Annotated in this window: 21 protein-coding genes; 7 read left to right on the forward strand and 14 right to left on the reverse strand. The window is 71.9% G+C overall.

Annotated elements, in window-relative coordinates; translation table 11 throughout:
• From V5O40_RS11565 to V5O40_RS11575, 3 genes are read right to left on the reverse strand one after another with little or no spacing between them, the layout of a single operon-like run.
• Positions 1-918, reverse strand: coding sequence for an ABC transporter permease (locus V5O40_RS11565; protein ID WP_164447180.1), 918 nt, complete (start codon positions 916-918; stop codon positions 1-3).
• Positions 915-2,000 (reverse strand): ABC transporter permease, encoded by a 1,086-nt coding sequence (locus V5O40_RS11570; protein WP_332905430.1) that lies wholly within the window; start codon positions 1,998-2,000, stop codon positions 915-917. Before V5O40_RS11570 ends, V5O40_RS11565 begins: the two co-directional genes overlap by 4 nt.
• A gap of 10 nt (positions 2,001-2,010) precedes the next feature.
• Positions 2,011-3,618 (reverse strand): ABC transporter substrate-binding protein, encoded by a 1,608-nt coding sequence (locus tag V5O40_RS11575; protein ID WP_332905431.1) that lies wholly within the window; start codon positions 3,616-3,618, stop codon positions 2,011-2,013.
• A 310-nt stretch (positions 3,619-3,928) separates the two neighbouring features.
• On the opposite strand from V5O40_RS11575, the gene V5O40_RS11580 reads away from it, so the two are divergent.
• Positions 3,929-4,465, forward strand: a complete 537-nt coding sequence (locus V5O40_RS11580) for a cupin domain-containing protein (protein ID WP_269741230.1) — start codon at positions 3,929-3,931, stop codon at positions 4,463-4,465.
• 66 nt (positions 4,466-4,531) lie between these two features.
• Positions 4,532-5,488, forward strand: a complete 957-nt coding sequence (locus V5O40_RS11585) for an acyltransferase domain-containing protein (protein ID WP_332905432.1) — start codon at positions 4,532-4,534, stop codon at positions 5,486-5,488.
• 140 nt (positions 5,489-5,628) lie between these two features.
• Here the strand turns inward: V5O40_RS11585 and V5O40_RS11590 are convergent, their stop codons facing one another.
• Positions 5,629-6,957, reverse strand: coding sequence for a cellulose binding domain-containing protein (locus tag V5O40_RS11590; RefSeq protein ID WP_332905433.1), 1,329 nt, complete (start codon positions 6,955-6,957; stop codon positions 5,629-5,631).
• A gap of 361 nt (positions 6,958-7,318) precedes the next feature.
• Here V5O40_RS11590 and V5O40_RS11595 point away from each other — a divergent pair, with 361 nt between their 5' ends.
• Positions 7,319-9,199 carry a Xaa-Pro dipeptidyl-peptidase gene (locus tag V5O40_RS11595; protein WP_332905434.1) on the forward strand — a complete coding sequence of 627 codons (1,881 nt, stop codon included), beginning with the start codon at positions 7,319-7,321 and terminating at the stop codon, positions 9,197-9,199.
• A 114-nt stretch (positions 9,200-9,313) separates the two neighbouring features.
• On the opposite strand, the gene V5O40_RS11600 is transcribed toward V5O40_RS11595, so the two are convergent.
• The 9 genes from V5O40_RS11600 to V5O40_RS11640 all read right to left on the reverse strand — a co-directional run bounded on the left by V5O40_RS11600 (position 9,314) and on the right by V5O40_RS11640 (position 21,521).
• Positions 9,314-10,537 carry a low temperature requirement protein A gene (locus tag V5O40_RS11600; RefSeq protein ID WP_332905435.1) on the reverse strand — a complete coding sequence of 408 codons (1,224 nt, stop codon included), beginning with the start codon at positions 10,535-10,537 and terminating at the stop codon, positions 9,314-9,316.
• A 31-nt stretch (positions 10,538-10,568) separates the two neighbouring features.
• A complete protein-coding gene (locus V5O40_RS11605) occupies positions 10,569-11,117 on the reverse strand; it encodes an NUDIX hydrolase (protein ID WP_332905436.1) in 549 nt (182 codons plus the stop codon).
• Between the two features lie 40 nt (positions 11,118-11,157).
• A complete protein-coding gene (locus V5O40_RS11610; RefSeq protein WP_332905437.1) occupies positions 11,158-11,691 on the reverse strand; it encodes an AAA family ATPase in 534 nt (177 codons plus the stop codon).
• Between the two features lie 107 nt (positions 11,692-11,798).
• Complete coding sequence (locus V5O40_RS11615) at positions 11,799-12,680, reverse strand: hypothetical protein (RefSeq protein ID WP_332905438.1); 882 nt, start codon at positions 12,678-12,680, stop codon at positions 11,799-11,801.
• A gap of 130 nt (positions 12,681-12,810) precedes the next feature.
• The gene (locus V5O40_RS11620; RefSeq protein WP_332905439.1) at positions 12,811-14,772 is read right to left on the reverse strand and encodes a copper resistance protein CopC; all 1,962 of its coding nucleotides are present in this window, start codon (positions 14,770-14,772) and stop codon (positions 12,811-12,813) included.
• Between the two features lie 119 nt (positions 14,773-14,891).
• Positions 14,892-15,914 (reverse strand): hypothetical protein, encoded by a 1,023-nt coding sequence (locus tag V5O40_RS11625; protein WP_332905440.1) that lies wholly within the window; start codon positions 15,912-15,914, stop codon positions 14,892-14,894.
• A 92-nt stretch (positions 15,915-16,006) separates the two neighbouring features.
• The gene (locus tag V5O40_RS11630; protein ID WP_332905441.1) at positions 16,007-16,639 is read right to left on the reverse strand and encodes a hypothetical protein; all 633 of its coding nucleotides are present in this window, start codon (positions 16,637-16,639) and stop codon (positions 16,007-16,009) included.
• A 36-nt stretch (positions 16,640-16,675) separates the two neighbouring features.
• On the reverse strand, positions 16,676-19,087 hold the full coding sequence (locus tag V5O40_RS11635; protein WP_332905442.1) for a family 43 glycosylhydrolase: 2,412 nt from the start codon (positions 19,085-19,087) through the stop codon (positions 16,676-16,678).
• Between the two features lie 73 nt (positions 19,088-19,160).
• Entirely contained in the window at positions 19,161-21,521 is a 2,361-nt protein-coding gene (locus V5O40_RS11640; RefSeq protein WP_332905443.1) for a glycoside hydrolase family 43 protein, read from the reverse strand.
• A 361-nt stretch (positions 21,522-21,882) separates the two neighbouring features.
• Between V5O40_RS11640 and V5O40_RS11645 the strand changes: the two genes are divergently transcribed.
• The 4 genes from V5O40_RS11645 (at position 21,883) to V5O40_RS11660 (ending at position 25,063) form a co-directional block, all read left to right on the forward strand.
• Entirely contained in the window at positions 21,883-22,305 is a 423-nt protein-coding gene (locus tag V5O40_RS11645) for a TOBE domain-containing protein (protein WP_332905444.1), read from the forward strand.
• Positions 22,302-23,075: a molybdate ABC transporter substrate-binding protein gene (gene modA / locus V5O40_RS11650; protein WP_332905445.1), complete on the forward strand. Its 774-nt coding sequence runs from the start codon at positions 22,302-22,304 to the stop codon at positions 23,073-23,075. The genes V5O40_RS11645 and modA overlap by 4 nt, the downstream gene beginning before the upstream one ends.
• A 3-nt stretch (positions 23,076-23,078) precedes the next feature.
• On the forward strand, positions 23,079-23,924 hold the full coding sequence (locus V5O40_RS11655; RefSeq protein ID WP_332905446.1) for an ABC transporter permease: 846 nt from the start codon (positions 23,079-23,081) through the stop codon (positions 23,922-23,924).
• A gap of 65 nt (positions 23,925-23,989) precedes the next feature.
• On the forward strand, positions 23,990-25,063 hold the full coding sequence (locus V5O40_RS11660; protein ID WP_332905452.1) for an ABC transporter ATP-binding protein: 1,074 nt from the start codon (positions 23,990-23,992) through the stop codon (positions 25,061-25,063).
• 44 nt (positions 25,064-25,107) lie between these two features.
• Here V5O40_RS11660 and V5O40_RS11665 read toward each other — a convergent pair.
• On the reverse strand, positions 25,108-25,545 hold a 438-nt coding region (locus tag V5O40_RS11665; RefSeq protein ID WP_332905447.1), incomplete at its 5' end, for a HEAT repeat domain-containing protein.

Raw genomic sequence — 25,545 nt, forward strand, 5'->3', positions numbered from 1 at the left:
TCAGCGTCCCTTCGCATAGCGGGGGTCGAGCCGGTCGCGCAGCGCGTCGCCGAGCACGTTGAAGGCCATCACGACGGTGAGGATGGCCAGGCCGGGGAAGACGCTGACCCACCACATCGACAGGTCCTGGGAGCCGAGCGCGACCATCGAGCCCCACTCGGCGGCGGGTGGGCGCGGCCCGAGCCCCAGGAAGGAGAGCGCGGCGAGCAGCAGCACCGCGTTGCCGAGTTCCAGGGTGGCCAGCACGATCGCCGGACCGATGCTGTTGGGCAGCACGTCGCGGCGCAGTGCCCGGACCGGTCCGACGCCGAGCAGTCGGGCGGCGTTGAGGTAGTCGTCGCCCCGCATGCTGAGTACGGCGCTGCGGATGACCCGGGCGTAGACCGGCCAGGAGACGATGACCAGCGCCAGCACCGCGTTGCGGGTGTTCGGGCCGAAGGCGGCGGTGACCGCCATGGCGAGGATGATCTGCGGGAAGGCGAAGACCAGGTCGGTCAGTCGCATCAACGCCTCGTCGGCGAGCCGGCCCAGATATCCGGCGACCAGCCCGAGCAGGCCGCCCACGAGCAGGGCCAGCGAGACGATGGCCAGCGCCAGCGGGATCGACAACCGGGCACCGTACACGACCCGGCTGAAGATGTCCCGGCCGAGGGAGTCGGTGCCGAACCAGTGCGCCGCCGAGGGGGCCGCGTAGGTGTCCGCGCTCTGGGCGAGCGGGTCGTACGGGGCGACGAGCGGGGCGAGGATCGCCACCAGCAGCCAGCCACCGAGGATGGTGAGCGCGACCACGGCGATGGGCTGTCGCCAGACCGGCCGGCCGGTCGAGCCGCCGCGCAGCCTACCGAGCCAGCGACGGCGGGTCAGCGCCCGGTCCACCTTCGGGTCGGGGGCCACCGGATCGGGTGCGATCATCGTCATGACAGGCGGATCCTCGGGTCGATGAGCCCGTACAGCAGGTCGACGGTCAGGTTGACAAGCGTGTAGACCAGCGCCACGAACAGGCTGACCCCGAGGATCGCGGGCAGGTCGAGGGCGGTGGCGCTGCGGTAGGCGTACTGACCGACGCCGGGCCAGCCGAAGATGCTCTCCACCAGCACCGTCCCGGACAGCAGCGACGCGAAGGCCAGGCCGGACACGGTGACCACCGGGACCAGGCCGGCGCGCAGCAGGTGCCGGCGCAGCACCACCCGGGTCGGCAGACCCTTGGCGTACGCGGCCCGGATGTAGTCCTGCTGGAGCACCTCCAGCATGGCGGAGCGGACGAAGCGGACCAGCAGCGCCACGGTCAGCGAGGTCAGCACCAGCACCGGCAGGGTCAGGTGCTGTGCCGCGTCCCAGGCCACGTCCCACTGACCGGCCAGCGCCGCGTCCACCGTGTACATGCCGGTGACCGTGGGCGGCGGGCTGAAGCCGGTGGACAGCCGGCCACCGCTTGGGGCCAGGCCGAGTTGGTAGAAGAAAACGTAGAGCACCACGAGCGAGAGCCAGAACGGTGGCGTGGAGAGCCCGAGCAGGGCGGCGACCCGGACGATCTGGTCGGTGACCCGGCCGTTGCGCACCGCGGCGAGCATGCCGATCCCGGTGCCGATCAGCAGCGCCAGCACCATGGTGGGGATGGCCAGTTCCATCGTCGCCGGTACGTACCGCACCAGGTCGTCCAGGACCGCCCGGCCGGTCTGCTGGGAGATGCCCAGGTCGCCGCGGACCAGGTTGCCCAGGTAGTGCAGGTACTGCTGCCACAGCGGCTGGTCCAGCCCCCACTTCTCGCGGAAGGCGGCCACCGTGGCCGGGTCGTTGAGGGCCTGGTCGGACAGGTTGGCGGTGACCGGGTCACCGGGTACCACGTTGACCAGCCCGAACGTCACCACGGTGACGCCCAGCAGCAGTCCGGCGGTGATCGCCAGCCGCTTGGCCAGGAAGGCGAGCAGCGGGTGGGCGCGGCGGGGCCGGGGCGCGGTCGTGGTGACCGCGCCCGGCTCGCCGTTGTGGACCGTCGTCATGGTGCTCCGACTACCGACGACCGACCGCGGCCACGTCGACCTGCCAGCCGGCGGCGGAGTAGTCCGCGCCGGTCAGGTCGGCGGTCGCCACCACCGTGGAGGAGTTGCTGGCCAGCACGATGTACGGGGAGGACTGGTTCATCAGCCGCTGCCACTCCTGCATGGCGGTGGCCCGGGCCGCGAGGTCGAGGGTCTCGGTGACCTTCTCACCGGCGGCCACGATCGCCGGGTCGGCCCGCTCGACGGTCCAGCCCGAGCGCAGCGCGGTGGCCTGACCGGGTGCCATGTTGTTGATCAGCGAGTCGGCGACCGGGTAGTTCAGGCTCTGCGGGGTGAAGCCCAGCGGCGACTTACCGCTGCGCATCTCGTCGAGGAAGGTGGTAAGTGGCTGCGGGTTCAACTCCAGCGTGATGCCGGCCTCGGCGGCGTCGCCCTGCACCTTGGTGGCGACGGTACCCAGGTCCACGCCCTTGTAGGTGATGGCCGGGTAGTTGAACTTGACTGTCGGGTCGGTCAGCCCGGCCTCGGCGAGCAGCGCCTTGGCCTTCGCCACGTCCCGGGTGGACGCCTCGCTCGCCGGCAGGGTGCCGGGGAAGGCCGGCGCGACCAGGCCGGCGCCGGGCGCGGCACCCTCGCCGTACAGGGCGGCGATGCCCTGGTAGTCGATGGCGGCGCGCAGCGCCTGGTTGAACTTCGGGTTGGCGGTCACCGCCGAGACCGCCGGGTCGGCGTTGAGGAAGAGGAAGTAGACGGTGTCCTGCACGCCGGAGGTCTGCAGGCTCTCCGGCAGTCCGTCGAGCAGCTTGCCGGAGATGTCCAGCGAGATCTCGGCGCTCTCGGCACGCTGCATGGTCAGCTTCTGGGTCTGCACGTCCATGTTGCGCAGCACCACCCGCTCGAACTGCGGCTTGTCGCCCCAGTAGTTCGGGTTGGCCTCCAGCACCACCTGCGACTCCGGCTCGTACGACTTCAGCACGTACGGGCCGCTGCCGATCGAGTTGGTGTCGAGGTACTGCTGGGCGGTGTCGCCCTGCGCGGCGTCCGCGCCGTCCTTGGCGCCGTTGTCCCGGGCGACCTCGGCGTTGAGCACGCCGGTGGACGGCATCGCCAGCACCACCGGCACGTTCGGGTTGGGCGTGGCGGAGGTGACCACGACGGTGCTGTCGTCGGTCTTGCTGACGCTCAGCTCGCTCACGGTTACCGCCGGGCTGCCCTTGATGTTCTTCAACCGGTTGAGGGAGAACACCACGTCGTCGGCGGTGAGCGGGCTGCCGTCGGCGAAGGTCACGCCGGAGCGCAGCTTGAAGGTGAAGGTCTTCGCGTCCGGGGACGCCTCGTACGACTCGGCCAGCGCCGGTACGGGTTTGCCGACATCGGACCCCTCGAAGGTGAGCAGGGTGTCGTAGAGGGCGTGCACGGCGGTCAGACCGGTGGCCTCGTAGACGCGGCCGGGGTCGAGGGTCTTGAGCACGAACGACGTGTTGACGGTGAGGGTCTTGGCCTCACCGTCGTTCGCGTTGCCACCGCTGCCGCCGGCGGTGCAGGCGGTGGTGGAGATGACGGCCAGCGTCGCCAGAGCGAGCGCTCCGGTGCGGAGCCGGCGGGGGGACACCGACATGCTGTTCCTACCTTCGTATGGCGCGGCCCGCTGCGCGGGATCCGCGGGGCATCGACGTCCGGCGGCACCCCCACCGGCCGGGCCCAGACGGCCGGTGACGGTGTTCCGGGTTCTCAGGGGTGCGTCGGGTTCTCGGGGTGCGTCGTCGCAGGGTTGGATGTAGTCCGGACTCGCATTCGTCCGGTTCGTGTCTGGACGCGGCTTGTCCACCAGTACCAAACAGCGCCGGCCTCTTGTTTGACCACCCTAAACAGAGCCGTGTAGCTTGGTCAAACATTTTTAGTCACACTGTTATCGGATCGAGGTTCACATGCTCGGTGACCGGCTCCGCGTCCTGCGCCAGCAGCACTCCCTCACGCTGCGGCAGCTCGCCACAGCCGCCGACGTGTCACCCGCTTTGCTGAGTCAGATCGAGAACGGGGCGACCGACCCGAGCCTGGCCACCCTGCGCAAGCTCGCGCAGGTCTTCGACACCTCGATCGCCGAGCTGTTCTCCGAACCGGAGGCACCGGCGGTGCACATCAGCCGGGCCGGCAGCCGCAGCCTGCTCACCGCTCCGCCGGGCCAGATCACCTACGAACGCCTCACCCCCGGGCGCGGCGATCTCGAGGTGCTCCAGGCCCACCTCGCCCCGGGCGACGCCAGCTCGGCCGAGCCGTGGGCGCACCCCTCCACCGAGTGCGCCATCGTCATCAGCGGCGAGGTGGTCGCCGACATCGGCGGCGAGGCGTACACCCTCACCACCGGCGAGGCCGTCACCTTCGACTCACGCCTGGCCCACCTCTACCGCAACGCCAGCGACCAGCCGGCCCACCTGATCATCGCGGTCACCCCGCCCAACCCCTGACCAGACCTCGGGGCAGCGCGGGCGGGGCCTGTCGCGACGCCCGCACCGGTCGCTACTGTCTTCCGCGTGGATCTGGACGACATCGCCACCCGGCTCGGCGTACCCGTCGAGGACGTCGACCGCGTGCACCGGCTCGCCGGCGACCATCCGTCGGCGCCGGTGCCCGCCCGAGCAGACGCGCCTGCCCTGCTCGACCGGCTCGCGGTGCGACCGGACGACGCCGCCGAGATCCTGGCGGGCTGGCCCGACCCCGACTCCAGCCAGTGGACCCCCGAGCTGCGCTGGCTGCTCGACCGTTCGATCGCCCTGGTTCGCGCCGATCTCGGGGGCCACGAGTGGCTGCCGCCCGGTCCGGTGCTGCCACGAGAGCGGGGGCCCGCGTGGCGGCACCTCTACGTCTACACGTACCTGGCCCTGGTCGAGGTGGTCCGGGAGTACCACCGTGACCACGGTGTCCCCGACACCGTCTCCTGGCTGACCCTCGCGGACCTGGGTCGCAACCTCGCGATCGACCGGCGGATGCGGGGCGAGGGCTGGTCGGTCATGCAGAGCTGGCTGACGCTGCACGTGCGCGGCAGCGTCTACGAACTCGGCCGGCTCCAGCACCATCGCGGCGGCACCGCCATCGAACTGCACATCCCCGACTCGGGGCCGCTGACCCCGGCGGCGGTCGAGGCGTCACTAGACGAGGCCCGCGCGTTCTTTCCACGCCACTTCCCCGACGAGCACTACCCGGCGTTCGCCTGCGGCTCCTGGCTGCTCGACCCGCAGCTGCGGGAGTACCTGCCGGCGGACTCCAACATCGTCCGCTTCCAGCGACGATTCGAGCTGGAGCCCTATCAGGAGCCGGACGGGCTCGACGCCGACGTCGAAGTGGTGCGGTTCGTGTTCCGTACCCTGACCACTCCGCTGGACCAGCTGCCGCGCGACACCGTGCTGCAACGCGCCGTCATCGACCACCTGAAGGCGGGCCGCCACTGGCGGTGGTGCCGCGGCCGCTTCCCGATCGAGCCGGTCCGCTGACTCGCGCGGGTCGGCGCAGGACCGGAGGACCGCAGCGTACGCCAGCGCCACCGGCGGACACCACCAGAGCGGAAGCCGGCTCGGCGGCCGGGCCCGGGCGCGGACCGGGGTGGGATCCGCGCCCGGACAGGCCGTACCGGTCAGCCCAGGGTGCAGGCCGCGCCGTTGAGGGTGAACGAACCCGGTTCGGCGGTGTTGCCGGTGTGGGTGGCCTGGAAGCCGATGCCGACCGACGCGTTCGGAGCGATGGTGCCGTTGTAGGAGACGTTCCGCGCGGTCACCTGCCCGGAGGTCGGTGAGTAGCTGGCGTTCCAGCCGCCGGTGATGGTCTGCCCGCCGGGCAGCGTGAAGACCAACGACCAGCCGTTGATCGTGGAACTGCCGGTGTTGGTGATGGTGATCTGCTCGGTCAGGCCGGTGTTCCAGGCGTTGACCTCGGCGGTGACCCGGCACGCCCCGCCACCGGGCGGCGGCGTGGTCGGGCTCGGGGGCGGGGTGGTCGGGTTCGGCGGCGGAGTGGTCGGGCTCGGCGGCGGGGTGGTGCCGCTGCCGAACTGGGTGAAGAAGCGCCAGGTCTCGCCCGGCAGCCAGGTCCGGGAGCCGCTGTCGCCGGGTGCGCCGTCCTGCGGTGCGGCGATGTGTCCCTCGTCGAAGGCCGCCCAGACCACCGGGTAGCCGGACGCGCAGCCGGAGTACGTGGTGCTGCGGTGGGTGAGGCTGCCCTGCGACGGTTCCGGCGGGTTCTGCGCGGTGCAGCCGTTGTTGCGGACGAACCGGTCCCGCAGCGACCGCCCGTTGGAGATGTTGAGCACGCTGTCACGGATGCCGTGCGCCCCGAAGTAGGCGACCGGCTGGGTGCCGCCACTGCATCCACTCAGCTGCGCACCGCCGTAGACGGCGACGGCGCGGAAGATGTTCGGCCGGGCACAGGCGACGGCGTAGCTCATGGCGCCGCCGTAGCTGAACCCGAGCGCGAAGCGCTGGGTGGTCTCGACACAGAGGTCGCCCTCGATCTGCCGGAGCATGTCGTCGACGAATGTGACGTCCTCGCCACCGGAGTTGGCCCAGCCGCTGTTGAGGCCCTGCGGCGCGACGAAGATGGTGCTGTTGTTCGACAGCGGCAACAGTCCGTAGTAGGCCCAGGTGTCGCGCTGCACGGTCTGGCCGGTGGCGACGTCGGTCGCCGAGCCGTTGAGCCAGTGGAACCCGAACACCAGTCGGTACGGGTGGTTGTTGTTGTAGTTGTCCGGCACCCGCAGGATGTAGCTGCGGTTCTTGCCGCTGCTCTGGATGGTGTGCGTACCGCTGCGCAGGGTGGGTGCCTTGCCGCAACCGGCGGTCGCGGCCAGGATGCCCGACTGGGCGGCCGGGACACTGCCGGGGTTCGCGCTCAGCGCCGTGCCGGCGGCGGCCAGCACCATCAGCGCCGCGAGCGCGACCGGCCCGAAGATCGATTTACGCCTGGACATCGTGACTCCATTCCGCGCCCGGTGTGGACGCGCGGCGGTGCGGCGCATCGCGGTGGTGGCTGCCGGGAACGGCCGGCGTACCGCGGGACGCGCCTGGGTACGGTGCGGCGCCGGACCGGGTGGTCAGGTCGGGTGGGCGCACCCGGGCGGCGGTGGTGCGACGTGTGCCAGGCTCCCGCGCGTACCGTCAGCCGCCCTGAAACCGGGCGGGGGACGTCGGAGCGTGCCCTTCGCTCCTGACTCCGCAACGTAGTGGGTGAGCGATAACATCGCAAGACGTAAATATGTCCGACTGCTGGCATAGCATGTGGTCGATGCTCGCCACCCCCTGGCGGAATCGAGCCACCGAAGGGAGACGCCCGTGCGTCGGTCCCCCTGTCTGCTCGCCTTGCTCGGCACCGCGCTGTCCGGCGCAGTGGTGCTGTCCGCCGCACCGGCGGCGGCGCGGCCCGCACCCGCCAGCACACCGGGCATCGTGGTCGTCGACGGCATGACCCAACCGGTGTTCTCGCTCGCCGACGCCATCGAGGAGCGGGTGTACGTCGAGACCACCGTGGACACCGACCACGACGGCCGGCCCGACCGGGTGGCGATCGACATCTCCCGTCCACGGGAGACCGCCACCGAAGGGTTCAAGGTGCCGGTCATCTTCGAGCACAGTCCGTACCGCAAGGACGTCTGGTACGACGTGCCCTACCCGAGCGTGCTGGTCGACGAGCTGCCGCAGAACGGCATCGACCGCCGGTCCGGCCGGCGGACGTCCGACGTGCAGCTGCGGCGGGCGGCGGCGAAGGCCAACCTGCCCGGTTCGCTCGACGACTACTACGTGCCCCGGGGTTACGCGGTCGTGCTCGGGCAGAGCGTCGGCACCGGCGATTCCGACGGCTGCCCGACCAGCGGCGACCGGGCCGAGACGCTCGGCACCCGAGCGGTGATCGACTGGCTGAACGGGCGGGCGAAGGGATACGACGCGGCCGGCGCGCCGGTCACCGCCGGCTGGACCACCGGTGCCGTCGGCATGACCGGCGTCTCCTACAACGGCACGCTGCCCAACCAGGTGGCCACCACCGGCGTCCCGGGGCTGCGGACCATCGTGCCGGTGGCCGCCATCAGCAGCTGGTACGACTACTACCGGGCCAACGGCCTGGTGGTGGCGCCGGGGACGTACCAGGGCGAGGACACCGACGTGCTGGCCGGGTTCACCGCCGGTCAGTCTCGGGCGCAGGGACGCTGCGAAGACGAGATCGCGGAGCTGACCGCCCGGCAGGACCGGGTCACCGGCGACTACTCGGCGTTCTGGCGCGACCGTGATCATCTCGATGCCCGGAAGGTGCGGGCCAGCGTGCTCGTCGTGCACGGTCTGAACGACTGGAACGTCAAGACCGAGCACTTCGCCGGCTGGTGGGACGAGTTGGCCCGGCACCGCGTACCGCGCAAGATCTGGCTGCACCAGGGCGGGCACGGCGGGCCGGGCAACGCCGCGTCGGTGACCCTGCCCGACGGCCGCACCTGGACCTGGAAGCAGACCGAGAACCGCTGGTTCGACCACTGGCTGTGGCAGGTGCCCAACGGGATCATGGACGAGCCGACCGCCGTGGTGCAGCGCGAGGACCGGGTCTACACGACGTACGCCAACTGGCCCGACCCGGGCAGCCGGGAGGTCGCGCTGCGGCTGGCCGCCACCGACGCCGCCACGGTCGGCACGCTCACCTCCGCCCGGGCGCCGAGGCGCGCCGTCGAGCAACGTTTCGTCGACGAGGGTCGCACCGTCCACCCGGACACCCTGGTCGCCGATCCGGGCACGGCCAGCCCGCACCGACTGGCCTACCTGTCGCCCACGCTGCCCCGCGACGCCCGCATGTCCGGCCGTCCGGAGCTGCGGCTGCGGCTCGCGATCGACAACAAGCCGGACGCGAACCTCACCGCCTACCTGGTCGACTACGGGCCGGTCGGCTCGACCGTGGCACCGACCGTGGTGACCCGGGGCTGGATGGACCCACAGAACCGCCGCGGCGCGTCGCGCACCGACCCACTGCGCCAGGGCAGGCTGTACGACCTGCGGTGGACCCTGGAACCCAAGGACCACGTCTTCCCGGCCGGCCACCGGATCGGCCTGGTGATCTTCTCCAGCGACCAGGAGTACACCCTGCTGCCGCCGGGCGGCACCCGGCTGCGGGTCGCACCGCACCACAGCGAGTTGCGCCTGCCGGTGGTCGGCGGGACGGCCGCCCTCGGCTTCTGACCTCTCGGGCGGCAGGCGCGTCGACCGGCTGACCCGCGCGGTCGGGACCAGCCGGGTCGACGCGCCCCGCAGCCCGGCTCGGCGGACGGATCCACGAGCCCCCAGCCGGGTGCCTCAGCGCGGCATGGTGCCGTGCCCTGAGGTGGCCGCGGGAGGGCGGGAGGCCCGGCCGGCACCGAAGGCGCGTTCGTAGCCGACGAGTATGACGAGCAGGGCGGCGAGCAGGCCGAGGGCGGCGAGGCCGGGCAGGTACCGGCCGGCCGGCAGCAGCGCCAGGGCCACCGCGGGCGCGAGCAGTTGCGCCGGGGTCACCGATCGGACGCTGAGTCCACGGAACAGCACCTCGCCCGCGAGATACAGCGCGACCCCGCCGAACAGCGCGACGGCCGAGGTCCAGGGCAGGCGTGACCCGGCCACGGCCCAGGGCTCGTGATGCGCCAGCGGGGCGATCACCTCGTGCACCCCGAGGGCCAGGTAGATCGTCCCGGCGACCAACGCGAAGTGGCCGCCGCTGTAGGCGTTGGCCGCGAGCCGGTCGCGTCGCGGCCCGCGCTCGGTCATCAACACCGCACCCGCCGCCTCCGAGTTCAGCATGTAGAGCCGAAACAGGCAGACCGTGACGACGAGGGTGAACAGCGTGGCCAGCACGGTCGGCCCGTTGATCATTTCGGATCCGATGCCGGCGCCGACCGAGATCAACGTCTCGCCGAGCGCGATGATCACCACGAGGGCGTGCCGTTCGACGAAGTGCTCCGAACTACGCAACGGCCACCCGCTCAGCGTGGAGGCGATCAGTCCGCCGGCGAAGTCGACCGCGACCGCCGCTGTCCAGAGCGGCAACTGGGCGCGACCGCCGAGCACGGCACCGAGGACGAGCGGGATCCAGGACAGCGCGGTGGTCGCGGTGTAGATGCGCAACGTGCGGTGCAGCCGCCGGTCGCTCCCGGCCGCCCGGCGATAGAGCGCCAGGTGGACCGCCCGCACCACGAGGTACGACAGCACCAGGACCAGGCGCGAGCGCAGGCCCGGTTCCCAGACGTTCGGGATGATCACGGCGATGAGGAAGATCGGCCCCATGACGGCGGTGGTGCCGGCCCGGATCAGCCCGATGTCGGCACGGGCCTGGTTGCCCAGCCAGGCGTAGATCAGCCAGGAGATCCACAGCAGCAGCAGGACGACCAGGCCCTTGAGCAGGGTCAGTGGCGAGGCGTCACCAGCCATGTAGGCGGTGATCCGGGTCAGGGCGAAGACGAACACCAGATCGAAGAAGATCTCGTACCGCGTCGTCCGATGCGTCTCCGTGGTCGTCTCGACGCGTCCTCGGAGGAACAACCCCATGGGTCCATCTTCATGGTCGCGGCAGTCGCGCTCACGACGATTGGTCAAGCTCGACCCAGCTCGGCACCGACCGCAGGTAACGCTCGAGGGTGACCCGCCCGTCGGGGACGAACGGCCAGGCCGGGTCGGCGAGCCGGGCGACCAGCTCGGCCAGGTCGAGCCACCACCCGTCGGCGACCTCGCTGGGCTGATGCACCACCGGGCCGCAGCGGCGCCGGTCGTAGCGGGCCTCGAAGACGTACGCGAGGTAGTTGGTGCGCGCGTCGGCGTACCAGTAACGCAGGCAGGGCCGGATCTCGCAGTTCGTGACGCCCAGTTCCTCGGTGAGTTCCCGGGCCGCCGCCTCGGACGGATCCTCGCCGGCCAGCACGACACCGCCGGCGAAGGCGTCGTGCATGCCGGGGTAGACGTCCTTCGAGTCGGTGCGACGATGGACGTAGACGCGGTCACGCTCGTCCCGCAGCAGCACCGCCGTCGCGGCGTGCGGCAGGTTGCCGGCCCGTACGGCGCTGCGTGGCGCGGTGCCGGTGACGGTTCCCGAGGTGTCACCTTCGAGATAGAGCGCCACGAGTTCGTCCATCCGCCCACCGTAGCGTCGACCTGCTCCGCCATCCGACCCCTCACCGTGGTGGTAGGCCGGCCAGCCATTGTTCGAGCGCCTCCGGAGAGTCGAGCAGCAGCACCGGCGGCCCGCTCGGGTCGCCGTGCCAGGCTCGCAGCCGACGCCGTTCCCGACCGAACTCGGTGAGATGCCACATCAGGACCGAGTCGGTGGACAGCACGCTGCCCAGCGACTCGCGGTTGCCGTTGCAGATCTCCTCCCCCGTCGACAGCCGGCGCAGCGTGCGCCGCAGCAACCAGCGGAAGGACAGCCCGCGCGGGTAGTCCAGGCCGACGACCAGGTCCGCTCGGGCCAACGGCACGTCCCGCCAACCGTGGTACGCCCCGTCGAGGATCCAGCGGTCCCGTCGGCAGATCGTCTCGATCCGGCTGCGTTGCCGCGCCACCGGCACCTCGACCCAGTTGGGTTCCCAGAGCAGGTCGTCGACCGGGTACCAGGGCAGCCCGAGCCGCTCGGACAGGCGCTGCGCGAGGGTGGACTTGCCGGAGCCGTGAACCCCGTAGACCAGGACGCGGGACAGCCTCTTGCTCATCGCGCGGCAGCCTAACCGGCCGGTGCCAGCGACCCACCGGAGGCGGCCGGTGCCGGCGACCAGCCAGCGGCGGCCGGGCGGCCGGTGACCGACCGCCCGGACCAGGATCAGCGGTTGCTGGTCAGGTCGCCGCAGTCGGTCTCGTCGGGCAGCAGCGGTCGCAGGGCCACCGTCCACCGCTTGCCGTCCGACACCCACGGGGTGGCCGCGTTCGCCGCCGCCGCGGCGGTGAGCACCTGCTGCGCCTCGTCACCGGTCGCCGTGACACAACCCAGCCCGAGGCCCGGTCCGAGCTCGGTGCCGGGCAGCGCCGGCCCGGGCCAGGCCACCTCGGGCTGCTCGCCGGCCTCGGCGTTGGCGACCCACGGCTCGGCCACGGCGGCGACGGCGGTCGGCGCGTACGGCCGCGTGTCCGTCTGCGCGTCGCCGAGCGGACCGGACTCGACGCTCAGCGAGTCGGCGAACTCCCGCAGCGTGTCCCGCTTCGCCCGCTGCTCGGCGGTGAGCCCGGTCGACGCCCCGCCGGACTCGGCCAGGGCGTACACCTCCAGCTCCTCGATCCCGTTGTCACCGAGCACGGTGAACCGGGTCGTGGGGGCGTCGGCAACCGGCGGGGTGCCGAGGTCCGCCGGGCCGCCCACCCCGGCGGCGCGGGCCGCCTTGAGCAGTTCCTCCACCTCGCTGGCGCTGATCGTGCCCACCTGAAGGTTGGGCAGCGCCGGGCCGGGATAGATCAACGGCACCGGCCCCTGGGTGATCACGCGGCCGTCACCGTAGACGCTCACCGTGGGCAGGCGGGTGGCCAGCATGGCCGGCGTGACGAACCCCCCGGTGTGCTCCATCCGGAACACCACCGTGTCGGCGGAGTAGGACCGCTCGGGTGAGTCCGCCTCTCCCGACCCGGCGCCACCGGCCTGCTGGCCGCAGGCCGCGGAGGTCAGCAACAGCAGGGGGACGACCGCCAGTCGCCCGCTTCGACGAATGCTCATGCCGATCGGACGTCCGCGGGCACCGGCCGGTTCCGTGCGACCGGCACCGGCGCGGTCCGCCGCAGCCCCCGGTGTGCCGCCCTGGCGGCCGCTGATCCGGCGCCCGCGGAGGTCCGGGTGGACGAGGACGTCAGGCCAGATTGATCGTGAACGCCGCGGTGTGCACCTTCCCGTCCACCTGGAAGTCGAAGAACGCCCGGTAACGGCCGGTGCTCGGCGCGGTCAGCCAGAACTTCGCCGCACCGTCGACCAGCTCCGGCTCCGGGTGGACGTGCAGGAAACCCAGGTCCCCCTCGCGGACGACGACCAGATGCCCGTACGCGCCGAGGTAACGCTCCAGTTGCACCGGCCCGGTCGCCCCGTCACGGTCGACGCGGAGGGTCAGCGGGACGGTCATCCCGATGGTGGGCGTGCCGGCCATGGACACCACGTACGGCCCGGTGGTCGTCCGTGGCTGCGGCGGAGGCAGCCCGGCGGGGTCATAACTGCCCGGCACCTCGTGGTCGACGCCGAGCACCAGCGGCAGCCCCTTGCCGTCAGCGGTGGTGACGGTGAAGTCCGCGTAGATGCGGTAACCGCCGGGGCGGGTGAGTTCCAGTGGCACGCTCCAGGTGCCGTCCGCCGCCATCGTCGGGTGCAGATGCTGATATCCACCGAGGTCACGGCCGACCACGATCATGTGCAGCGGCTTGTCGTGCACCACCGCGAAGCGGGTCACCGGCTGCCCGTCGACCCCCACCACCCGGAACCGGTAGTCGGCCGTCGCGCCGGCCGGTTGCGAGCGCAGCACCGGCTTGAGGGTGTACCCGGCCGCGCTCACGGTCGTACCGGTGGCCTGGTCCTGGCCGTCACCCGGGTGCGAGTGCGGGCCGGTTCCCGGCCCGTGCTGGTGCCCGTCGCCGGCCGACACCGCCTGCGCCGCGTCTTGGCCGCCGCCGCCCGGTGCGGTGCCCGGCGGCTGCGCGGTGTAGGTGGGGTCCTCGGCGGTGCCGATCCGGCCGAGGGCGAAGCCAGCCAGCAGCGTCAGGACGAGTCCACCGACCAGCAACGCGAGCCGGGTGTCGCCGACGCGCCGCCACCAGCCGGTCGACGCGGATCCGTCCGCGGTCGCCTCGGGGGCGGTCGCCGCGATCTTCGTCGGTTCGCCGGTCGCCACTCGGGCGGTGGTCACCGCCCGACCGGCCGGGACCGTCGCCGTGGCAGGCTTCGCGCCTCGCCGGGCGGCCGGGACCGCCACCGTGCGTCCGTCACCCGTGGCACGGCGTCCCTTGGTGGAGGTGGTCGGCTTGGCGCGGGTTCGGGAGGATCCGGGCCGGCGGGCCGCCTTGCGGCTCCGCCCGACGCGGGCCGGACGGCGCTGCCAGGCGAAGAAGCCGGCGACGGCGACCACGGCCACCACCAGGGCGACCCAGCCCAGCGGGCCGACGCCGCCCGAGTCGTCGGAGGTGGGTGGCGCGGCGGCGACCGACGGGACCGGGCTCGCCGGGGAGCCGGACGAGGTGTCGCCGGCCGTGGCAGCGGGCTCCGGCTGCGATCCGGAGTTGCCGTGCTGCTCGGCGGCGGCGAGCAGGGACGGATCCGGCTGGCCGGTGGGCGGTTGCCAGTTCGGCGGCGCGGCCGTCGGCTTTCCGGTGTACCGGAAGGTGACCGTGCCCCGTACCGGGTCACCGTCCGAGGCCACCGACAGGTAGCTCACCGAGTACTGGCCGGCGGCGGGCAGGTGTGCGAGGGTCACCACCGCGGGAAAACCGGTGGTGTACTCGCGTGGCTCGAACACGCCGTCGACCAGGAAGTACTCCCGCACCGGGCGGTCGAGTTCGCGGGGTTCGCCATGCGTCCAGCCGTTGTCCACCCGGCCACCGCCCGGCGCGGTGACGGTGAAGTACGCGTCCTCGCGGACCCGCTCGGTGAAGTAGAGCTGCACGGCCGTCAGGGCCTCGTCGACGGCGGCGCCCTCGGCCGGTGTGGACGTCGCCAGGGTGCCGTGGGCCGAGGCTGGCGTTGCCGGCCCGAGGAGGACGACGCCGGCGGCGAGGACCAGTGCGAGCAGACCGGCGGCGACGCGGCCCCGAGCCCGAGGGAGATGACGCATCGAAACATCCTCGCAATGACGCCGCTTTCCGCAATAGGTCGTCATCTTTTTGTTCATATTGGAAAAGTTCTGGATGTGCTGACCGATTGCCGGGTCACCGTCCACGTGTCGTTCCCGGCTCAGTCGCCGGCGAGCACGGACTCGCGGCCCTCGGCGCGGGCCTGGTCCAGCATCCGGGTGAGCTGCCGGCGACGCCGTCGGGCGACGATCCGCCAGCCCAGCAGCAGGATGCCGACAAGTACCCCGAGGACCAGTTGTGGCCACGGCACCGTCCATCCGGTGACCGTGACGGTGGTCGGCCGGACCAGGGCGCCGGTCGGGTCACCGGAGACGACCGCCGGGGTCACCTCGACGGTGGTGGAGTAACGACCCAGCCCCCAGACCCCGCCGACGTGCGCCTCGATGCGTCTGCTGTCGCCCGGCAGCAGTTCCGGCACCTCGGTGGATCCGTTCCGGCCGGTCAGGCCGAACAGCTCACCCACCCGCACGGTGCCGGCACCGGTCACCGCGACGTTGCCGCTGTTGCGCGCGGTGAACGTCAGGTGGACACCGCCGGAGGCGAACGGATTCCACGACCGCTCGTGCCGGACGGCCAGGTCCTCGATGGTGACCGCGGCGGTGACCGTGCCGCTGGCCCGCAGCATCACCCGGAACCCGACCCGGCTCTGCACCGCCACCGTGCCCCCGGCGCTGGTCACCGTGGCCGCGACGCCGGCCGGATGATCTCCCGGCGTCGCGTCCGGCGGCACGGTGATGGTGAACGGCACCACGGTCGTCTGTTTCGCCTCGACGGTCACCGTCTCGGGCAGCGTGATCCAGGTGCCACCGTCCACCGACTCCTGGCCGGCGGTCAGCATGTTGAACCGCCCCTTGTCGGTCAGGTAACCGTCGGCGGCCTGCAACGCGAACACCACCGGCGCGTCGCCGAAGTTCCGCACCGCCAGGTGCTCGGTCAGCACCGTACCCGGATCCAGCGTGTGCTCGATCCACCGACGGCCGTCCGGGCCCCGCGCGTCCGCCGGCTGCACCGCCCAGGTCACCGTCGCACCGGTCGGCTCCGCCGACGCGGCGACCGGTGCGGGCAGCACGACGGCCGACATCGCGACCAGCACCGCTCCCCACCGCGGCAGGAATCGGATCATCACAGTCCTTCGTGGTCGGGAAGGGAACGACCCGGGGGCCGCCGCGCGACGACCCCCGGGAGGTGCGGTGGCCCCGGCCACCGCGACGGCTCTCACTCGAACAGCGACAACGTCACCGTCGAGGTGTAGGAACCGGCCGCCACGTCGGCCGGGGCGCGCAGGAAGAGCTCGGCGTCGACCGAGTACGCGTCCCCGGCCACCGCGCCCGAGTCGAACGTCGAGACCAGCAGTTCCTGGTCGACCAGACCCACGTTGTTGCCCGGCTGCGTCGGCTCGTCCAGCACGGTGACGACCTCCTCGCCGGCGCTGACCAGGCCGGTGTCACCACCGTCGAGCAACCGTGGCCGCCAGCCCAGATGCTCGGCGCCGATCGGCGCCTGGCCGGCGCTGCCGACGAAGTCGGTCGCGTTGCCCAGCACCGCCCACGCCGCGCCCTCGGGCAGTTCGCCGGCCGTACGCGTGTCGGTGACGGTGACCGTCGGCAGCCCGCCCACGAACTGGCGTACCAGCAGCGTCGACCCGTTCTCGGTCAACGCCACCGAGTCACCGGCGATCGACATCGCCAGCACACCCGGCTCCTGGATCTCCTCGATGTCGACGGTGACCTCCACCTCGCCGCTGTCCCCCGGCTCGGCCTGCGCCGGCGACGGCAGCGCCGCCGACCCGGCCAGGAGGACGCCCGCAGCCCCCGCCGCGACCAACCGCTTGCGATTCCGTGTGCTCATCCGGTGCTCCGTTGTCGTTGGTGAATGGACGGCAGGTCAGTCGCCGCAGTCCGCGGCGGGGTATTCGGCGGTGCGTACGGTCGTGCCCTCGACACCCTCGGCGGTGACCCGAACGGTGGCCACTCCGGCGGAGACGGCCGGGGTGCGCGTCTTGAACTGCTGGTACGCGTTGGCGCCGGGGGCCACGCCGGTCACCGTCCGCTGCCCGTACGCCGTCTCCAGCACCACGTCCACCGGCGCCTCGTGGTCGTTGCGCGCCCGCACCGCCACGTACGCCTCACCACCCAGGCACCGTGCCTGTGCGCTGACCGTCACCGGCACCTCCGGTCCGGCTCCGGTCTCGAAGTCCCAGGTGTCCAGTTCGAAGAGGTCGGCGCCCTGCGGCCCGGCGTAGGTGAAGTACACGTCGTGCACCCCCGCGACGCCGTCGAGTTCGGCGGTCAGCTCGGTCCACTCGCCGAGGGGCGCGTCGACCGGGATGGTCGCGACCACCGGCGCGGTCACCCCGCCCAGACGGATCTGGATCGAACCGCCGCTGGCCAGCGGCCGCACCTTCGCGGTCACACTGCGGGCGCCGCCGCCGAAGTCCACCGACGACAACGCCGTCCAGTCGCCGTTGTCGATGTCGCGTACGACCAGGTTCGGTGCCGCGTCGCCGAACTCGGCGGACCCGCCGGCGACCTTGGTGGTCGCGATGCCCTTGCTCCAGCCGAAGGTCTCCGCCTCGAGCACCCGGTACGGGTCGAGATCGCGGACCTGGTCGACCCCGGCGTAGGTTCCGACCACCTGCTGGATGGTGCCGTCCGGGTTGAAGGTCAGTTCCTGGATGTGTGGGCTGCGGTACCCCTGGGTGGTGTTGCCGTTGATCCGCTTGTTCAACGTCGGGGCGTGGTACGTGAAGTAGTACCTGCCCTCGAACTCGAAGACCGACTGGTGGTTGTTGCCGCCGGTGCCGGCACCGAAGAACTGCGACTGGTTCGGGAAGAGCACGCCCGCGTAGGTCTCCTTCGGCCAGTCCATCGGGTCGTCGGAGATCAGGTAGCCGATCTGACCGCCGCCGGGGTAGCCGGGCAGCGGGGTCTGGTTGCCGCCGAAGTCGTTGCCGCCGAAGTGCGACGAGTACGACAGGTAGTACCTGCCGTCGCGCTCGAACACCTGGGCCGCCTCGAAGGCCACCGGGGCGTCCACCACCGCCGCCGTACCCTCGGTCGACACCATGTCGTCACCGAGCCTGATCACCCGCAGGTTCTTCGGATTGTTGAAGCGTTCGGCCGGCGGCATGCTGGTCGACGCGGGACCACCACCGAAGTACAGGTACGGCTCCCCGTCGATGTCCACGAACGGCGCCGGATCGAACTTCCAGGCCACGTCCTCGGCGCCGGGGGTACGGCCGTCGATCAGCGTGCTGGTGCGCTCGCTGCACCACGGGCCGAGCGGCGAGTCACCGGTGATCACGTTGCTCGAACTGCCGTTGTTGGCGTAGTAGAGGAAGAACTTCTCCTCGCCGTCGACCACCTTCCGGGCCATGCCGGGGGCCCAGGAGTTGGCGGTGAACGGCGCCACGCCGTTCGGGCCCGCGACCTGGATCTCGCCGTGGTCGGTCCAGTTCACCAGGTCCGCCGAGGAGATCACCGTGATCTGGTTGATGTCGCCGTAGTTGATGCCCGGCGAGACACCGGTGACCGGGTCGGGCGCGTAGCCCTGGGTGTCGTTGGTCAGGTACAGGTACACCCGGCCGTCGTGCACGAAGCCGAAGCCGTCGGCGCCGAACTTGTGCCCGATCAACGGGTTGTGCTCGCCCGGCAGCTTGCCGACGACCTCGATCGTCTTCGACGGCGCGGGCGGCGGCGCGGCGCCGACCACCGACACGCCGTCCAGCTTGAAGTCCATCAGGTGCACCTCGGGGTCCGCGGACGGGGTGCTCGTCCACGGCGTCTCGAAGAACAGCCGCGCCGTCGACACGTTCTGCCCGGCCGGGATGGTGAAGGTGCCGTTGAACTGCGCCCACTGCCCCTTCGTGGCGACGACGCTGACCAGGTTGGTGTAGGTCGCCGCGCCGTAGTGCATCGTGGCGAAGAACTGCTTCGTCGCCGGTCCGTTCGGGTTCTCGTACTTGATCCGGGCCGTCAGGGCGTAGGTCTGCCCGGCCTGCACCCGGCCGCTGAGGTCCTGCATCGGGCCGGACCCGGTGGTCGCCCGGTTGGTGACGAGCACGGCGCTCGACCCGGTGTGCGCGTCCGCCGTCAGCGACAGCGTGGCGCTGTCGGTCGCGTTGCCGTTGTTGACGAACCAGCCGGTGAGACCGTCCTCGAAACCGCCGTTGACCACGAGGTCGGTGTCCTCCGCCTGGGCCGGCGACGCGGCGACGAGCCCGGTGGCCAGCATGAGCCCGACCGTGACGACAGCGGCGGCCCTGCGCAGGGCGGCCCTTCGCACGCGATGTGTCACTGACATCCTCCTTGGTCACTGCGGTGGATCCGGGGTTCGGCGCGGCCGGCCCGTGCGGTCCAGCCGTAACGGGTCAGCAGTCGGCGGCCGGGTGGTCGGTGGTACGCACGGTGGTCACCGTCCGGCCGTCGACCGTGCCGGTGACCCGGACCGTCACGGTGCCGGCGGGCACCGCCGAGTCGCGGGCGTTGAACTGCTGGTACGCGTGGGCACCGGGGGCGACATCCGGCACCGACCGGGTGCCGTACGCGGTCTCCAGCACGATGTCGACCGGCGCGTCGTGGTCGTTGCGGGCCTGCACGGCCAGGTGCGCGCGGCCCCCGACGCAGCGCGCCCGCGCGTCGACGGTCACCGGCAGTTGGACCCGGAGCACGCCGAGCCGGGCGAGTTGGTAGCTCAGCGCCCGCTCCGGTGCGTCGATCTGGTTCTGGGTGCCGAACCCGCCGTCCCGCGCCGCCCGCGCCTCGGCCAGCCGGGCGAGCATCGTCGCCCAGGCGTCGGCCGGATAGTCGGCCTCGGTGAGCGCGGCGGCGTACGCCATGGCGGTGTCCAGCCGGCTGGTGTCCAGCGACCGTCCCTGGGCCGTCAGGGTGTCGCTGAGCAGGAAGTGGTCGAAGTCGACGTGCCCGCCGGCCTGCTGGGTCGCGTAGTTGAACAGGCCGACCCGGTGCCCCATGAAGTGGGCGAGACTGCCGTCCAGCGTCTGCGGGCCGACCCGGCTGCCCAACTGGGACCACTGACGCCCGTCGAGGCTGTAGTGGAAGGTGGTCCAGAGTTGACCTATGGGCGAGGCGAAGTCGAGGTCCGCCTTCAGGTGCACCTCGGTGGCGTCGCCCAGCGGCACGGTGCTGCCCGGCAGGAAGTTCTCCAGCGTCGCCTGGTCCAGGTCGACCGCGAACGGTTGGCCCCGGTTCACCACCCCGATGGTGTTGACGCCACCGGTCCGCCTGACCGCGACGTACGAGAATCCGCGGTTGTAGGCGGCCAGACCGGCGACGTCGCCGTCTGCCATCCCGGAGATGTCCATCTTGGTCTCCACCGACTGCCGTGGCCCGAACGTGCGCTGCGACAGGGTGTTGCGGGCCTCCTCGAACCAGGCGAGTTCGGCGCGGTTGGCGAGCTTGGTGTAGACGTAGTCGCCGGTGACCACCTTGCCGGCGGTCAGGCGCAGCCAGCCGGCGCGGTCGGTAAGCGACCAGTACCGGTTGTCCGGGGCGTGATTCCACTGCCACGCCAGGTCCAGTCGCGACCCGTTCGGCGCGATCTCCGCCGCGCCGCCCGGCGGTGCGGTCCACTGTTCGTCGAGGTAGGGCCGGTGTGGCGCGTCGTTGGCGAAGTCGTCGGAGACCACGATGCGCTGCTGCCGGGCGAACAACTCCTCGGCCGGGCTGAGCCGGATCGGTTTGGCGAAGGTGCCGTCGACCGGCACGACCCCGTTGTCGCCGAAGGTCGGCCAGCCGTCGGACCAGGTCGCCGGGATGAGCGCCGGGATGCGGCCGATCGGGAACGTGTCCCGGAAGAACATGCCGTACCAGTCCGTCGTCCCGCCGTCACGGGCGATGGGAACCAGGCTGCCCTGCGCGAATCCGTTGGAGTTGAGCACGCCGCGCGCCTCGTAGCTGTTCACCCCGCCGGCCGCGGTGTAGCGGCCGAGCAGTTCCCGGGAACGGAACATGACCACCTGCCGCCCCTGACCGGACGGCCAGGTGATGATGACCGCGTAGTACCAGCCGTCGATGTGGTAGAGCTGAGCCCCCTCGAACAATCCGCCGACGAACGGCTGACCGGCGTAGTCGGCCGCGGTGAAGATGTTGGGATAGTCCGCGGTGATCGCGGTCAGGTCGGCGTTGAGCCGTACCGCGCTGGTGCCGCCGGAGCCGTGGAAGATGTACGGCGTGCCGTCGACGTCGAAGAAGAGCGAGGGGTCGTGCAGGCCCCGACCCAACGCCGTGCGCTGCCACGCGCCGTTGTCGATGTCGTCGGTGCGGTAGAGGTACGCGCCGCCGAGGTTGTTCGTGTTGAACACCACGTAGAAGACGCCGTCGTGGTAGCGCAGCGACGAGGCCCACTGGCCCTGCCCGTACGAGTTCTGCCCGTTGCGCAACGAGAACGCGTCGCCGACGCTCGCCCGGTTGAACACGTAGTTGACGATCTCCCAGTTCACGAGGTCGTACGACTTCATGATCGGCGCGCCCGGGCTGAGGTGCATCGTCGTGCTGATCATGTAGTAGACGTCGCGGCCCTCGTCGCTCTCCGCGGCCGGCACCCGGGCCACGCTGATGTCCGGCACGTCGGCGCGCAGCAACGGCACCCGGTACGTGCCGTCCCCCCGGTCGGTCGAGGTGTAGGACGACGGCGGCGACCACTCGTCGGCGGCCTGGGCCGCGCCGCCCGGGGAAACGGCGGCGGCGCAGAGGAGCACGCCGGCCGTCACGAGGGGGATCCGTCGTGGTGGGCGTGAGGCCGGAGGGCCGGCAGACACCTGCATGGCGGGGCTCCAGACGCGAGCGTTACGGAGCCTCCATGCTGTTAGCGTTAACATAGATCGTCAATACCCTGACCGAGATCGATCCGAAATATTCGTGAAACGGCCCGGCTGCCGGCGACCCGACGCGGCGATGGGGCGTCCGTACCGGACAGTCCCACCTCCTCGCGACGCACGAGATGGCGAGCCGACCGAGTGGGCAACCCCGGGTCCGGCGCAGCAGCTACGGCAGCATCAACCGCTCACCGGCCGCAGATTCGAGACCATCTCCGCTGTTGACCTCGCAACTGCATGCCGTAAGGTGCCTCGCGTGACGATGTTCCGCATGGGCGAGGCGGCCGAGTTGCTGGGGGTCAGCGTGGACACCGTGCGGCGCTGGGTGGACGCCGGCCGCCTTGCCGCCGGGCGCGACGAGCAGGGACATCGGGTGATCGACGGCGTCGATCTGGCCGCCTTCGTCCGGACGCAGGCCGGCGACCCGGACGGGCGCGCCGACGCGTCCTCGGCCCGCAACCGGCTCCGGGGCATCGTCACCGCCGTGGTCAAGGACGCCGTGATGGCCCAGGTGGACATCCAGGCCGGTCCGTTCCGGGTGGTGTCGCTGATGAGCCGCGAGGCCGTCGACGACCTGGGACTGGCGGTCGGGTCGGTGGCCATCGCGGTGATCAAGTCGACCACTGTCGTCGTGGAGCGACCCCCCGCCAACGCGGACAACAGGAGAAACGGCTCATGACGACCCGGCGCCTGGCCCTGTTCGCCGTCATGACGACGCTCGCGCTGGCCGCCTGCGGCGGCGAGAGCGACCCACCACCGCAGGGTGGTGCCGTGACCGGCGACGTCACGGTGCTGGCCGCCGCCTCGCTCACCGAGTCGTTCACCCGGATCGGCGAGGACTTCGAGGCGGCGAATCCCGGTGTCCGGGTCGTCTTCAGCTTCGCCGGCAGTTCCGCCCTCGCGAACCAGATCGACCAGGGTGCGCCGGCGGACGTGTTCGCCTCCGCCTCGCCCGCGAACATGACGACCGTCGTCGACGCCGGCAACGGCGACGGCGACCCGCGCGTCTTCGTCCGCAACCAGCTCGTGATCGCGGTGCCCGACGGCAACCCGGACGGGGTGAGCGGCCTGACCGACCTGACCCGACCGGACGTCAAGGTCGCGCTCTGCGCCGAACAGGTCCCCTGTGGCGCGGCGGCACGCAGGGTGCTCGACGCCGCCGGGGTGCGACTCACCCCGGTCACGCTGGAACAGGACGTCAAGGCGGCCCTGTCCAAGGTGCGGCTGGGCGAGGTCGACGCGGCGCTGGTCTATCGCACCGACGCGCGGGCCGCCGACGACGACGTGGAGGGCGTCGAGTTCCCCGAATCGGCCGGGGCGATCAACGACTACCCGATCGTCGTGCTGAGGAACGCCCCGAACAAGCCGGCCGCCCGGGCGTTCGTCGACCATGTGCTCTCCGGCCCGGGCCAGGCCGTGCTCACCGCGGCCGGATTCCAGGCCCCGTAGTCGATGTCCCGGCACGACGACATCACGACGGTGCCCACCCGGTCCGGGCCGCCCCCACGGTCCCGGCGCACCGGTCGGCTGCCCCTCGCGCTGCTGCTGCCCGCCGGGCTGGGCCTGCTCTTCCTGGTCATGCCCCTGGCCGGCCTGCTGATCCGGACGCCGTGGAGCACCCTCCCGCAGCGGCTCACCGAGCCCGGGGTGTTCGGCGCGCTGCGGTTGTCGGTCCAGGCCGCCACCCTCGCCACGCTGCTCTGCCTCGTGCTCGGGGTGCCCCTGGCCTGGCTGCTCGCCCGCGTCGACTTCCCGGGCCGCCGCCTCGTGCGGGCCCTGGTCACGGTGCCGCTGGTGCTGCCGCCGGTGGTCGGCGGGGTGGCGCTGCTGCTCGTCTTCGGCCGACGCGGCATCGTCGGCGGCTGGCTCGACAGCACCTTCGGGGTGACCCTGCCGTTCACCACCGCCGGTGTGGTGCTCGCCGAGGCTTTCGTCGCGATGCCGTTCCTGGTGATCGCCGTCGAGGGCGCGCTGCGCGGCGCGGACGTGCGGTACGAGGAGGCGGCGGCGACCCTCGGTGCCGGCCGGTGGACCACCTTCACGCACGTGACGCTCCCGCTGGTCGCGCCGGGCGTCGCCGCCGGAACGGTACTGTGCTGGGCCCGGGCGCTCGGCGAGTTCGGCGCCACCATCACCTTCGCCGGCAACTTCCCCGGCCGGACCCAGACCATGCCGCTGGCGGTGTACCTCGCCCTCGAGACCGACCTGGAGGCGGCGATGCTGCTCAGTCTCGTCCTGCTCACCGTGTCGGTGGTGATCCTGGCCAGCCTCCGCGACCGCTGGCTCGGCAGCTCGTGACCGCCGATCCGAACTCCCCCGATGTCGATCCGATCCCGCCGGGCGATCCACCACCCGGCCGTGCGGTGCTCGACGCCCACCTCGTCGTGGACCGTGGCACCTTCCGACTCGACCTGCCGTTGACCATCCGCCCCGGCGAGGTCGTCGCGCTGCTCGGGCCGAACGGCGCCGGCAAGACGACCGCGCTGCGGGCCCTCGCCGGTCTGCTTCCGCTCACCGACGGGCACCTCAACCTCACCGGTCGCCACCTCGATCATCCCGGCCGGCGGATCTGGATCCCGACCGAGCGGCGCCCGATCGGCGTCGTCTTCCAGGACTACCTGCTCTTTCCGCACCTGACCGCACTGGACAACGTGGCGTTCGGGCCACGTCGACAGGGCCTCGACCGGCAGCGGGCCCGACAGCGGGCAGCGGACTGGCTGGCCCGGGTCGGGCTCGCCGAACACGCCCGGCGCAAGCCCCGGCAGCTCTCCGGCGGGCAGGCCCAACGGGTGGCCCTGGCTCGCGCCCTCGCCGTGGAACCGGCGCTGCTCCTGCTCGACGAGCCACTCGCCGCCCTCGACGCTCGCACCCGGCTCGACACCCGCGCCCAGCTGCAACACCACCTCGCCGGCCACCCCGGTGCCACGCTGCTGGTCACGCACGACCCCGTCGACGCCGTCGTCCTCGCCGACCGGCTGGTCATCATCGAAGGCGGGCAGGTGGTGCAGGAGGGCGACGTCACCACCGTCACCGCCCAGCCGCGCACCGACTACGTCGCCCGTCTGGTCGGTCTCAACCTCTACCGAGGGCACGCGGACGGGCACCTCGTCCTGATCACCGACGGGTTCCCGCTCGTCACCAACGACCGGCAGGACGGTGACGTCTTCGTCGCCTTCGCACCGTCGGCCGTGGCGCTGCATCCGCACCGCCCCGAGGGCAGCCCCCGCAACACCTGGCCGGCCACGGTCGTCGGCGTGCAACGCCACGGCGACAACCTGCGGGTGCAGCTCGACGGCCGGGTCACCGTGGCCGCCGACATCACTCCGGCCGCCGCCGCCCACCTTCGACTGGCGCCCGGGCAGACGCTCTGGGTAGCCGTCAAGGCGGCCGAGACCCGGGTCTATCCGGCCGCCGCGGCGGCCACCGGCGCCGGATGAGACCTACCGGCCGCACCGTCGACCACCGCCGTCGCGGCGGTGCGTCACGGGAAGTCGTCCGGGCTGGTGTTGGGTAGCGTCGCCAGCAGTTGACCGGCGAGGCCCCGTACCGTGGGGTCGGGCTGACCGGCCAGCCGGACGAGCAACGGCCGGGTGCGGGGGTCCTCGCCGTAGTGCCGGGCCAGCGCGAGCAGCGCGGTGCGGCGGATCTCCCAGTCCTCGTCGTCGACCAGCCGCATCAGCAGCTCCCGCACTCCCGTCCGGTCCGCCAGGTTGGCCGCGAGCTGCGCCGCGGCGCGGCGGCGCACCTCCAGCGCCGGATCGTCGCGCACCAGCCCCACCAGCAGCAGCCGGACCTCCGGGTCGTTGCCGAAGTGCTCGCCGAGCGCGGCCGCGATCCGGGCCCGGCTCGCCGGTTCCCCGTCGGCCAGCCGGCGCATCAGCCGCCACGTCCCCGCCATGGCGGTCTCACCGCGCGCGCT

The sequence above is a fragment of the Micromonospora palythoicola genome, from assembly GCF_036689795.1.
GTDB classification, from domain to species: Bacteria; Actinomycetota; Actinomycetes; order Mycobacteriales; family Micromonosporaceae; genus Micromonospora; species Micromonospora palythoicola.

What these genes read in the sequence shown, in the direction of transcription:
- V5O40_RS11565 (WP_164447180.1), bottom strand. Translation starts at nt 918, where the DNA reads ATGACGATGATCGCACCCGATCCGGTGGCCCCCGACCCGAAGGTGGAC.
- V5O40_RS11570 (WP_332905430.1), bottom strand. Translation starts at nt 2,000, where the DNA reads ATGACGACGGTCCACAACGGCGAGCCGGGCGCGGTCACCACGACCGCG.
- V5O40_RS11575 (WP_332905431.1), bottom strand. Translation starts at nt 3,618, where the DNA reads ATGTCGGTGTCCCCCCGCCGGCTCCGCACCGGAGCGCTCGCTCTGGCG.
- V5O40_RS11580 (WP_269741230.1), top strand. Translation starts at nt 3,929, where the DNA reads ATGCTCGGTGACCGGCTCCGCGTCCTGCGCCAGCAGCACTCCCTCACG.
- V5O40_RS11590 (WP_332905433.1), bottom strand. Translation starts at nt 6,957, where the DNA reads ATGTCCAGGCGTAAATCGATCTTCGGGCCGGTCGCGCTCGCGGCGCTG.
- V5O40_RS11600 (WP_332905435.1), bottom strand. Translation starts at nt 10,537, where the DNA reads ATGGGGTTGTTCCTCCGAGGACGCGTCGAGACGACCACGGAGACGCAT.
- V5O40_RS11605 (WP_332905436.1), bottom strand. Translation starts at nt 11,117, where the DNA reads ATGGACGAACTCGTGGCGCTCTATCTCGAAGGTGACACCTCGGGAACC.
- V5O40_RS11610 (WP_332905437.1), bottom strand. Translation starts at nt 11,691, where the DNA reads ATGAGCAAGAGGCTGTCCCGCGTCCTGGTCTACGGGGTTCACGGCTCC.
- V5O40_RS11615 (WP_332905438.1), bottom strand. Translation starts at nt 12,680, where the DNA reads ATGAGCATTCGTCGAAGCGGGCGACTGGCGGTCGTCCCCCTGCTGTTG.
- V5O40_RS11620 (WP_332905439.1), bottom strand. Translation starts at nt 14,772, where the DNA reads ATGCGTCATCTCCCTCGGGCTCGGGGCCGCGTCGCCGCCGGTCTGCTC.
- V5O40_RS11625 (WP_332905440.1), bottom strand. Translation starts at nt 15,914, where the DNA reads ATGATCCGATTCCTGCCGCGGTGGGGAGCGGTGCTGGTCGCGATGTCG.
- V5O40_RS11630 (WP_332905441.1), bottom strand. Translation starts at nt 16,639, where the DNA reads ATGAGCACACGGAATCGCAAGCGGTTGGTCGCGGCGGGGGCTGCGGGC.
- modA (WP_332905445.1), top strand. Translation starts at nt 22,302, where the DNA reads ATGACGACCCGGCGCCTGGCCCTGTTCGCCGTCATGACGACGCTCGCG.
- V5O40_RS11655 (WP_332905446.1), top strand. Translation starts at nt 23,079, where the DNA reads ATGTCCCGGCACGACGACATCACGACGGTGCCCACCCGGTCCGGGCCG.